Below are 11,501 nucleotides of genomic sequence, written 5' to 3' on the forward strand. Positions count from 1 at the left end.
CGGTGCGGGATAGGAATTCCGATTCTATCAATAAAGCGTTTAGCCCTAAAATTACTCCGATATATAAACGGCAATATCAAAAAGTAAAAAGCACTTGCGGCTATCAAAATCCAATAGAGCACAATTTTTCCGGTCTCATTAATTTTAATTATTCCATTTGCATTTGCCCCAATATTGCGGTGTTGGATTTAAAAAGCGAATGGGTTGACAGATGAAAAAGGTCAGGTAAACTGCTCATTTTTTCCGTGATGAAAAACAGGCTTGCTATCCCGGTTAAAATAAAAACCACACAAAACTGGATGCTGCGATAGCGCGAAAGCCTTACAATATATACTGCCGACACTATAAAAATTACAAGTAACAACAATACCGTTAAGTATCCTATAAAACCGCCATAGCGATTGTATATCATCTCAAAATATCCTTTATCAATAAAGAAGAGTATGATAGCCCCTATATTGAACACGATCATTAATCCGAAGATCAACGTCTCAAACTTTGTTAAGCCGTTCTTTTTACGGGCAGTATTATAGGTATTGAGCACGGCCATGATTTTATGAATGATTGTAACAACTAACAAAAACTTGCCAAAACATGTTTTCAGTCCTTCTTTAAAACGAAAACAAGCTCCAAATTATTTCCGTCACGCCAACGACAACATTCGTCACATTTAATTCTGAAGGTCATATTGTTGCTGTACCATTGAATCATAAATCAACAGCCACATGAAAAAGCTTATCCTGATACTGATTCATCTCACCATTGCATACCTGTTGAAGGCGCAGCCGCTGCAGCAACCTATAGTTTTGGGCAGGGTGGATACCATTTATTCCAACATCCTGAAAGAGAAACGACCACTTTGGGTTTATACGCCAGGATATGATACCAACTACTTTTCAAAACCGGAATTTCCGGTTTTGTACGTTTTAGATGCCGATGATCATTTCATGTCGCTGGTTACTATGATCAAAGAACTTAGCGCAACTGCAGGCAATACGGTGCTGCCGCAAATGATTATAGTTGGCATTTTGAATACATCCGGACACCGTACACGAGACCTTACGCCTACCAGCAGCGCTATGTACAAGTCATCAGGCGGAGGGGAAAACTTTGCCGCCTTTATGGAAAAAGAACTAATTCCATATATCGACAAAGCATATCCAACTGCTCCCTATCGCACCATGATCGGTCATTCGTTGGGAGGATTAACGGTGATCAATTTATTATTAAAACATACACATGTTTTTAATGCCTATGTAGCTATCGATCCGAGCATGTTTTATGATAACGACAATTTACTTAAACAGGCAACGATTATTCTTAAGCAAAAGAATTTTGGCGGCAAAAAGCTTTTCCTCGGTTTTGCCAATACGATGAATGCAGGCATGGATACTATACAAGTAAAAAAGGACACGGCCGAAATATCACATCATATCCGGTCGATCATGAAACTGGCTGATGATCTTTCTGTCAATAAAGCAAACAATCTGCAATGGTCTAAAAAATATTATCCCGATGACGATCATAATTCTGTTTCATTCAATGCCGAGTATGATGCCTTACGGTTTATTTTCAAAAACAACCGCTTTCCGCGAAACCAGCCTTATAACCAATATTTTGATAAACAGTATAATGCCGTGCAGCTAAGACAAATGATAGATGCCCATTACAAAATGATGTCCGCTGAAATGGGTTACACCGTACGCCCTCCCGAGCCGGAGATGAATGGCATAGGCTACGCGTTTTTGCAACAAAAAGATTATGAAAAAGCGGACATGTTCTTCCAAGTGAACATAGATAATTATCCAAAAAACTTCAACGTTTATGACAGTATGGGCGATTGCTTTTTAGCCCGTGGAGATAAAGCAAATGCTGAAAAGTATTTTAAGAAAGCTTTATCAATAAAGTATACAAAAGAGATCATGGATAAGCTGGATAAGGTGCAGGCAGAGCAGTAAGAGATTTGGAGGAGGCTAATCTATAAAACCCACCGGTTCTAAATCTTTCAACTCGTCTTCGGTAAACAATCTTGAATGGATCATAAACCTAAAACCCGTCGGTATTTCTATTGAAAAACTTGAACCACGGCCTTTGGTAATATCGAGCTGAAGCTGGGTATGCTGCCAGTATTCAAACTGGTCCCTACTCATCCAAAATTCACAGTCATCCACCTCTCCTATTTTCACGTCGCTGCCGCCGAGTTTAAACTCGCCCTTTTCAAAGCACATAGGCGATGAGCCATCGCAGCAACCACCGCTTTGATGGAACATCAGGTCGCCAAAGCGGGATTTGAGTTCGGCTATCAGCTTTGAAGCTTCGGGGTTATGGTTACTCTTTTGATCATGTCTTCAAATTTCGCGCGAAGAAGCAGATAAGTAAAGAAATATTTAAACACATAAAGACTTACGAAGTTTCAGAAACTTCGCAAGTCTGGGGAACGGGGGATTAAAGCCGGGATTAAAAAAATCCCAGCTTGTTCTTATTATATGAGATCAGCATGTTTTTTGTTTGACGGTAGTGACCAAGCATCATTTTATGATTTTCGCGACCAAAACCTGATTTTTTATAGCCGCCAAAAGGCGCATGTGCCGGGTAAGCATGGTAATTATTTACCCAAACCCTGCCGGCCAGTATTGCGCGGGGCACCTGGTAAAGCTCGTGCGCATCGCGGGTCCACACACCGGCACCCAATCCGTACAGTGTGTCATTGGCAATCGCGATGGCTTCTTCAGTAGTTTTGAACGTAGTTACACAAGCCACCGGACCAAAGATCTCTTCCTGGAAAATGCGCATTTTGTTATTGCCTTTAAATAACGTAGGCTGGATATAATAGCCGCCTTCCAGCTCACCGTCAAGCTTTTTAACCTCACCGCCGCAAAGTACCTCTGCTCCCTCTTCTTTACCAATTTTCAGGTACGATTGGATTTTTTCGTATTGATCGTTAGATGCCTGTGCACCCATCATGGTATTCCCGTCAAGCGGATTGCCCATAATGATAGCATTAGTGCGTTCTATCACCTTCGACATAAATTTATCATAGATATTTTCGTGCACCAGGATCCTCGACGGACAGGTGCAAACCTCGCCCTGATTAAGGGCAAATAATACTGCGCCTTCAACAGCTTTGTCAAAAAACTCATCATCGGCATCGGCTACCGATTCAAAAAAGATATTTGGTGATTTACCCCCCAGTTCCATCGTAACCGGGATGAGGTTTTCAGATGCGTACTGCATAATCAAGCGGCCGGTTGTGGTTTCGCCCGTAAAGGAAACTTTGGCAACCCTTGGCGATGAAGCCAGTGGCTTACCTGCCTCCGGACCAAAACCGGTGATAATGTTCAAAACACCAGGCGGCAAAATATCCTGGATCAATTCCATTAATACCATGATGGATGTTGGTGTTTGCTCGGCTGGCTTCACCACGCAACAATTACCGGCAGCAAGCGCAGGCGCAATTTTCCAGGTAGCCATCAACAGCGGAAAATTCCAGGGGATGATCTGTCCTACCACACCCAATGGTTCATTTAAACAAATACTTACGGTATATTCATCGTGCTCGGAAATCCCGCCTTCTTCGGCACGGATAACACCGGCGAAATAACGAAAATGATCAATCACCAGCGGCAAGTCGGCAGCGCGACATTCACGAATGGCCTTTCCGTTATCGATGCATTCTACAACGGCCAAAAACTCCAGGTTGGCTTCAATAACATCGGCTATTTTATTTAATAGCGATGCCCTGTGTGCGGCTGAAGTTTTGCCCCATGCCGGGAATGCGGCATGCGCGGCATCCAGAGCCAGTTCAACATCTTCCTTTCCTGATCGTGCAGCTTTGGTGAATACTTTGCCGTCGATAGGCGAAACGTTATCAAAATATTCGCCTTTAACCGGCGGGACAAATTTGCCGCCGATAAAATTGTCGTATTTATCCTTGAAGGATGGTTTAGAAACAGCGCTCATAATTTTTATGGTTTTTTGGTAACACTAATGTAGAGCTACCTCGCTGTACGGCATTTGCATTATGTTCTCAAAAGGTAGCACAATGGTCGCATTTTTTGCACCCACTTGCTAATCATGATAAGTATACCTAATTTGGTATAAATTATAAATGGCTATGAATAACAAAACCCTGTTATCTCCACTAAGCCTCTCACACGGAAAAGAACTGAATACCCTGGTTGAAAACCGCAGGGCTTACACCATGAACCATTGCGAACTCAACGTTTTTGAAACTTTTGAGCGCAGCGAGCTGGTGCCCTTAACTTTTAGCGACCTGGTAATAACAAGCATGCTGCGCGGCAAAAAGGTGATGCACTTGTTTGATAAACCGGGGTTTGATTACCTCCCGGGAGAAACCGTTATAGTGCCGCCAAATATTACCATGAAAATTGATTTCCCGGAGGCTACCATCAACCAGCCATCACAGTGCACCGCTTTGGCTATTAACCACCAGGAAATTATCAATACACTTGATTTTTTAAATGAGAATTACCCAAGGGAAGATAAGCGGGTTTGGCAGCTGAACTATAACCAGTTCCACTTTTTTAATAATTACGAGCTGGCCCAACTCATTAATAAACTCATCCGCATCAGTACCGGCGACGCGCTGACCAAAGATGTGCTGGCTAACCTCACTTTAAAAGAGTTGCTAATCCGCATTATGCAGATGCAAAACATTAACGAGATCAGCGATAACCTGCATGAGCTATCAAGCAGCAGCCGATTTGCCTACGTACTGGAATACATTAGGGTGCATTTAAGCGATAAGCTTAATATTGATGCCCTGAGCCAAATGGCCTTCATGAGCAAAGCCAGCTTTTTCCGGGCGTTCAGGCATGAGCTGGGAATTTCGCCGGTTGATTATATTATTAAAGAGCGCCTGCAATTAGCCAAACAACTCATGAACAATCCACATAACAGTATCTCTGAAGCCTGTTTTAAAGCCGGGTTCAATAACCTTAACTACTTTAGCCGCGCATTTAAAAAGATAGAGGGCATTACGCCAAGTTATTACAAGGCCAGGCTGCGGGGTGGGCACCTGAATTAACAGACTAATAAAAATATTATTCGGAAAGTAAGAAGCAATCTTATACGTGCGCTTAGTAAACACTTATAAGATTGCTGTTGTGTAAGGCGCTTAACCTTCTGGTGTTTATGCCGATCTGCGGCCATTACTGATCAATGCTGATTCATAAACAGTGCTGATGATGTCTTCGGCAGAAAAAGTGCCCAGGAAATCCCAGTCGATATGGCTGTAGATAACCTGTTTTGATGGTTCAATAATATAGGTGGCCAATAACGGCGCGTTTTCGTCAATGCCCGAAAACCTGTCCCACACCGGGTAATCCTCAGAATACACCCTGAATTGCTGTGCTATTTCTTTACCAGCATCATGATAAAAATTAAGGGTGAGGCTTTGTTCCACGCCCATTTTTCAAGATCTTCGGTACGTTCGTCACTAATGATAAGCAGGTTGCCGCCGCTTGCCTTAACCTCATGCTGCAAATTATTCAGTTGCTTAAGCTGCGCCAGACCTTGGTGCCCCAATGACGCGAATAAAAAGAAATAACCAGCGGCTTATTTAATAAATTCCTTTGCGAAATAGGGCCATGTGTTTCGGCGCCATTGTAAAATTGCTGCCAGCGGCTATAATCGTTACTTAACTTAAATTCAGGGACCAAATTGCCCGCTTTTACAGGATGTAATGATTTCAGCTTACGAAACTTAAGATCGGGTTCGGCAACAACTTCAAGCAGATCGAAAAAAGGATATTTATTATTATTTGTGGTTTGCATTTTAAAATAGATTTATGATGTTATGGATAGTGTTTTAAGGTAATTGTAGTTGAGCTTTATTGTTCAACAACAACGGCATAATCCATAAATTACCCGGTAACGCATGAGCAAGCCCGGCGGGATGGCGCTGCTTAATTGTTTATTGCTGGATGTGTTCATAAAAATATATTAATTGAGGTCAGTAAATTTAAAGGTGCGTAACAGCTTATCTGAGGTGGAGAGAATTTCAACAACAGCAACATATGGGCATGTACATTTCGCCCCGGTTTAGAGCCGATGTGTATTTATTACTGCTGATTAAACTGTTGCCCGTCATCTGTTTTTGAATGTTACATGACAAATATACTATAATATCTATAAATTTAGTAGAATTTATTGAAAAATATTTATCGATCCTTCTTATCCTCAAATACCTTGTCTCTTATTTGGCATTTTATATCGGCTAACATTCAATGCCCTTCCCTTTCTAAAAACAAAACCTTGTAATTTGCGTTCCGTATAACTAATAAATTAGCTATGCAGAACAGGTTGAAACCGCAATATATTATCGTATTTGTTTTAAGTGTTTTAGTCCTTTCCAACTGCAAAAACAACAGCAAAAAACATTACAATTATATAGCTGATTCCCAAAAAAAGAAAATGGCTAAAGAGTGGACAAAAACCATTCCTGGCAACTTTAGTGATCAAACCGAAGTTGTATTTGACAGTACCCGTATCGTCACATTTCTTCAAAGCCATCCCGCTTTGGCTCCCTATGAGCAGGATATGCGGAGTTTTTACCGTAAGCGTAAATTTGCCTATGCATGGTACGAAAAAGGCACTTTAATTGAACAGGCCGGTAACCTGAACGACAGGCTGATGAACCTGCAAAACGAAGGCATATATAAAGGTATCCCCTATCAAAAAGATTTAGACTCACTGATATTTGACAATCATTCAAAAACAAGAGTCAAAAAACCTGATATCGGCACCGAGTTAATGCTAACTGCCCAATATTTCGCGTTTTCAAAACTGGCTTTCCGGGGCATGAGCGATTCGGTCAGCCGTTCGGTAAACTGGTTCCTGCCGCGTAAAAAGATAGCATATGATGATTACCTGGATACACTCTTAAAAAAAACTTCGAAACAAACCCTGCTATAAGCGAGCCGGTGTACCGCCAGTACGACTTGCTAAAAAGTTTCCTGGCCAAATACCGCCAGCTTGATGCCCATGAGAACTGGGAGCCAATTATTATCAGCAAAAAACTCAAACCCGGCGACTCGTCGGATGTAGTTGCCAACATAAAAGCCCGCCTATATAAACTGGAAGATTTTAAAGGCGATACGCTCAACAATAAATTTGATGACGAGTTCAAAGCAGCCATAACCCAATTCCAGCTCAGGCACGGCCTTAGCGCCGATGGCTTACCCGGTCCCGGAACCATGGCCGAAATGAATGTACCGCTCAAGTCACGGATCAAACAGATCATTGTAAACATGGAGCGCTGCCGCTGGCTACCGGTAAGTTTAACTACCGACTACCTCGCTGTGAATATCCCTGAATTTAAACTGCACGTTTACCATGCCGATAGCTTATTATGGAGCTGCAATGTGGTGGTGGGGGAAAAAGTACATCAAACAGTAATATTTTACGGCGAAATGCAGTACGTGGTATTCAGTCCTTACTGGAACCTGCCCGAAAGTATTGTGCGCAATGAAGTGTTGCCGGCCATGAGCAGCAACCCAAATTATCTTAACGAGCATAATATGGTCATTACCGGCCGGGAAAACGGGCTTCCGGTAATTCAGCAAAAGCCCGGACCGGCAAACTCTTTGGGGCTGGTAAAATTCCTGTTCCCTAATAGTTACAGTATCTATTTGCACGATACGCCTTCAAGGTCGTTGTTTGGCGAATCGTCCCGGGCGTTTAGCCACGGCTGTATCCGCGTTGGCGAACCGGTAAAACTGGCTTCATTTCTTTTAAAATACGACAGCACCTGGACAACTTCCCGCATTAATAAAGCCATGCATCTCGGTAAACAACAGCAGGTTACACTCAAACAAAAGATGCCTGTATTTATAGCCTATTTTACCGCCTTTACCGACAGGAATAACCGGCTCAATTTCCGCAAAGATATTTATGACCGCGACGAACAGCTTGCATCCATGATCATGTCAGGCAGCGGGCAATACTAATCCCCCCTATTACAATTTCTTTTTTTCATACGGCAGTTTAAAATACCGGTAATTAATAATTGCAAAATATTTTTCATGGGTTTGTAGGCAATCGCTAAAATTTAATTGTCCTCACTTTAAATCACTAAAGTGCATCCCTACAAAGGATAGTTTTCCTTTAGCACAGTGATCATTAACCAAACTATATGACATTATTAATAAACCCAGGAAAACTGATGCCTATGTAAAAAAAGCTTACTCTCCCACTACAGGCGATAATTACCCGGAGGGAATTACTGCCTCGAAAAAGATTTTTGAATGTTTATAACTGCGTTGTGCTTCCAGGGCGCTTCGCTATTAACTCCCTTTAAATTCAATAAAATATGAAATTTTTCAAACACCCGGTGGGTGTACAGAGGCCATGGGTATCAAAATCCCTCAACCTGTGTAAATTTGCCCTTGCAGGTATGGTGCTCTTGAATATGCAGGCTTCGGCTGCTGAAGCGCCAAAAGCAAATGCCAAATCAAACTATAATTTTAACTTAAACTTCGCTAAACTTACCGGTAAGGTTGTTGACGAAAAAGGCGAACCCCTTGTAGGCGTAAGCATCAGGATCAAAGGCACCACTACAGGTACACAAACCGATGCCAGCGGTAACTTTACGCTTGATGTTCAGCCAAACACTGTGTTGATTTTGAGCTATATCGGTTATGGCACTAAAGAAGTTGCGGTGGGAGGTAAATCAACTATTACCATTACTTTAACCTCAAACAATAATTTGAACGAAGTTGTGGTAACTGCCTTAGGTATTAAAAAAGAAGAGAAAAAATTAGGCTATGCAATTACAACCGTAAAAGGCGACCTGCTTGATAAAGCGAAAGAAAGCAACGTAGCCTACTCATTAGAAGGCCGCGTGGCCGGCCTGAGCATCAGCGGTGTAAGTGGCGGACCGGGTTCTTCAGCGCGTATATTATTACGCGGTGTAACCAGCGGCGGTGCTGGCAGCCCGTTATTTGTAATCAACGGTGTACCGATAGACAACACCCAGCGCGGTTCATCCGGCGAATGGGGTGGCGCTGATTATGGCGACGGTATCAGCAACATCAACCCTGATGATGTTGAAACCATTACGGTATTAAAAGGCCAGTCAGCATCCGCTCTTTACGGTACCCGTGCTTCAAATGGTGTAATTTTGATCACCACTAAAGGCGGCAAAAAAAATTCGGGTTTTGGTGTAGAGTTTAATACCAACTACCAGGCCGATAAGGTTAACAACACTACCGATTTCCAAACCACATATGGTCAGGGTCAGCATGGTGTAAAGCCTCAAAATGCATCCGACGCACAAGCGTCAAGCCGGTTAGCATGGGGTTCAAAACTTGATGGTTCACAAACCATACAGTTTGACGGCAAAATGTACCCATATTCTGCGGTAAACAATAATCTGCAAAACTTCTACCGCACAGGCAATACTTATACTAATACAGTAGCGTTTGACGGCGGTAACGAAACAGGAGCTTTCAGGTTATCAGTTTCGGATATGAATGCCGGTTCAATAGTACCTAACAGCAAACTCGACAGGAAAACTTTCAACTTAAACGCCAACCAAAACGTAACCGACAAACTGAACATCGGTATCGTGGCCAACTACCTGGTTGAAAACTCTACAAACCGTCCAAGCCTTTCTGACGGCCCGGGTAACCCGAACAACATCTGGTTTATTGCCCCTAACTTAAACCAATCTATCCTAAATCCTGGCTACGGTGCTAATGGTTATGAGCAGGTTTGGACAGACGACCCATATGTAACCAACCCTTACTTTGCTGCCAACAAGTTTATCAATAACACTGGCCGTAAAAGGTTAATTACAGCATTAACCGCCCGCTACAACTTCACCAGCTGGATTTACGCGCAGGCCCGTTTAGGTTATGACAACATTAACGATAGCCGCTTTAAAGTAACCCCTACCGGTACCGCGTATTACTCAGGCCTGATGGGCGGCCTGGACGAGCAATCAACCATGCAAACATCCGAATTAAACGTCGACGGTTTAATTGGTGTTAAACACGACATTGTTAAAGACCTGTTAAGTTTCGACGTAACCGCAGGTGCAGCAACCCGTAAAGACCAGTCTGAATATACCAGTCTTAGCGGTGGTCCGTTCACATTACCGTTTTTCTACAGCATTAACAACGTAGGCAGCAAAAACTCAAGCTATGACTTTAAAAAATCAGAAGTGCATTCGGCTTACTACAACGCTGATTTTGCGATTAAAAACTTCCTGACCATTGGTACCAGCGGCCGTTATGATGCATACTCAACGCTTAATGCCGGTAACAGAGGTATATTCACTCCATCGGTATCGGGCGCCTTCATTTTCTCCGAGTTGACACATATGCCAAATATTGATTTAGGTAAAATCAGGTTATCATACGCTAAAACAAGTGGTGAGCTAAAAGACCCTTATGGCACTTCGGCTTATTACAGCCTGGGTAACAATATTAATGGTATAACTATCGGTAATTACTCATCTGATCTTTATAACACAGGTTTAAAACCATATACCCTTTCGGAAATTGAGGTCGGTACCGAGTTAAAAATGTTTAACGGTCGGTTAAATTTTGATTTTGACTATTTTGCCCGTAAAACTAAAAACGAGATCCTGCGTAGCGGACTTGACATTGCATCAGGTTATACCACCCGCTTAATCGGTTCTCAGTCATTCCAAAATCGCGGCGTGGAGTTAGAGGTTAAAGGTACACCAATCCAAACTTCATCATTCTCCTGGACTCCATCGTTTAACTTTACTTATGTTAAAAACAAGGTGCTAAAAACCGATGAATTCGGCACTACGCAAAATTTAGGCACCTATCGTCCGTTAAATGCTAACCTTGCTTACGTAGTTGGTTTACCTGGTCCGCAAATTATGGCTAACGATTACAAACGCGACGCAAGCGGTAATATTATTTTCGATTCAAGCGGTTATCCTGAGTACACCGATCGTAAAGCAATGGGTACAACAGTGCCTAAAATTTACGGCGGTTTAAACAACGATTTCAGCTACAAACATATTAATCTTTCGTTTTTGGTTGACTACCGTTTTGGTAATAAAATTCTTTCGGCAACAAACGCTTACAGCATCTACCGTGGTTTAAACAAAATCACACTTGATGGCCGTGAAGGAGGTGTAGTAGGCAAAGGTGTTACTGAAGCAGGTACGCCAAACACCAAAAATGTTGAAGCGCAGGATTACTACCAAAATGGTTTATATAAAGTATCGGCTCTTAACGTGTTAAGCGGCGACTTTATTAAACTACGCCAGGTAACATTGGGTTATACCTTTACAAGCGGCATATTGAAAGGTTCACCATTTAACGGTATTACCGTATCAGCAGTAGGTCGTAACCTTTGGACCATCCTGAAACATTCAGACAATATCGATCCTGAATCAGGCTTCTCAAACAATATCAACTATGCAGGCATCGAAGGTACCAGCTTACCGGCAACCCGCACATTCGGTATTAATGTTAACTTTAAATTTAGAAAATAACA

General features: G+C 42.4%; 10 protein-coding genes. 5 read left to right on the plus strand and 5 right to left on the minus strand.

Annotated elements, in window-relative coordinates; all coding sequences use genetic code 11:
- Positions 1–148 precede the first annotated feature (148 nt).
- Positions 149–550, minus strand: a complete 402-nt coding sequence (locus DIU38_RS12810; protein ID WP_149354089.1) for a hypothetical protein — start codon at positions 548–550, stop codon at positions 149–151.
- Positions 551–725: 175 nt separating this feature from the next.
- Here DIU38_RS12810 and DIU38_RS12815 point away from each other — a divergent pair, with 175 nt between their 5' ends.
- A complete protein-coding gene (locus tag DIU38_RS12815; protein ID WP_112655067.1) occupies positions 726–1,958 on the plus strand; it encodes an alpha/beta hydrolase-fold protein in 1,233 nt (410 codons plus the stop codon).
- Between the two features lie 15 nt (positions 1,959–1,973).
- On the opposite strand, the gene DIU38_RS12820 is transcribed toward DIU38_RS12815, so the two are convergent.
- Together DIU38_RS12820 and DIU38_RS12825 are read right to left on the minus strand one after the other, a co-directional pair.
- A complete protein-coding gene (locus tag DIU38_RS12820) occupies positions 1,974–2,270 on the minus strand; it encodes a DUF779 domain-containing protein (protein ID WP_149354090.1) in 297 nt (98 codons plus the stop codon).
- A gap of 187 nt (positions 2,271–2,457) precedes the next feature.
- The gene (locus DIU38_RS12825) at positions 2,458–3,960 is read right to left on the minus strand and encodes an aldehyde dehydrogenase family protein (RefSeq protein ID WP_112655069.1); all 1,503 of its coding nucleotides are present in this window, start codon (positions 3,958–3,960) and stop codon (positions 2,458–2,460) included.
- Positions 3,961–4,114: 154 nt separating this feature from the next.
- Here DIU38_RS12825 and DIU38_RS12830 point away from each other — a divergent pair, with 154 nt between their 5' ends.
- Positions 4,115–5,047, plus strand: coding sequence for an AraC family transcriptional regulator (locus DIU38_RS12830; RefSeq protein WP_112655383.1), 933 nt, complete (start codon positions 4,115–4,117; stop codon positions 5,045–5,047).
- A gap of 105 nt (positions 5,048–5,152) precedes the next feature.
- On the opposite strand, the gene DIU38_RS12835 is transcribed toward DIU38_RS12830, so the two are convergent.
- Positions 5,153–5,431 carry a hypothetical protein gene (locus DIU38_RS12835; RefSeq protein WP_149354091.1) on the minus strand — a complete coding sequence of 93 codons (279 nt, stop codon included), beginning with the start codon at positions 5,429–5,431 and terminating at the stop codon, positions 5,153–5,155.
- 79 nt (positions 5,432–5,510) lie between these two features.
- Positions 5,511–5,795: a hypothetical protein gene (locus DIU38_RS12840; RefSeq protein WP_149354092.1), complete on the minus strand. Its 285-nt coding sequence runs from the start codon at positions 5,793–5,795 to the stop codon at positions 5,511–5,513.
- A gap of 516 nt (positions 5,796–6,311) precedes the next feature.
- On the opposite strand from DIU38_RS12840, the gene DIU38_RS34030 reads away from it, so the two are divergent.
- The 3 genes from DIU38_RS34030 (at position 6,312) to DIU38_RS12850 (ending at position 11,499) form a co-directional block, all read left to right on the plus strand.
- Positions 6,312–6,935 (plus strand): L,D-transpeptidase scaffold domain-containing protein, encoded by a 624-nt coding sequence (locus tag DIU38_RS34030; RefSeq protein WP_244311296.1) that lies wholly within the window; start codon positions 6,312–6,314, stop codon positions 6,933–6,935.
- Positions 6,936–6,943: 8 nt separating this feature from the next.
- The gene (locus tag DIU38_RS34035) at positions 6,944–7,969 is read left to right on the plus strand and encodes a L,D-transpeptidase family protein (RefSeq protein WP_244311297.1); all 1,026 of its coding nucleotides are present in this window, start codon (positions 6,944–6,946) and stop codon (positions 7,967–7,969) included.
- A gap of 362 nt (positions 7,970–8,331) precedes the next feature.
- The gene (locus tag DIU38_RS12850; RefSeq protein ID WP_208057825.1) at positions 8,332–11,499 is read left to right on the plus strand and encodes a SusC/RagA family TonB-linked outer membrane protein; all 3,168 of its coding nucleotides are present in this window, start codon (positions 8,332–8,334) and stop codon (positions 11,497–11,499) included.
- The last annotated feature ends 2 nt before the right edge of the window (positions 11,500–11,501 follow it).

This window comes from Mucilaginibacter metallidurans, from assembly GCF_003286435.2.
GTDB lineage: Bacteria > Bacteroidota > Bacteroidia > Sphingobacteriales > Sphingobacteriaceae > Mucilaginibacter > Mucilaginibacter gossypii.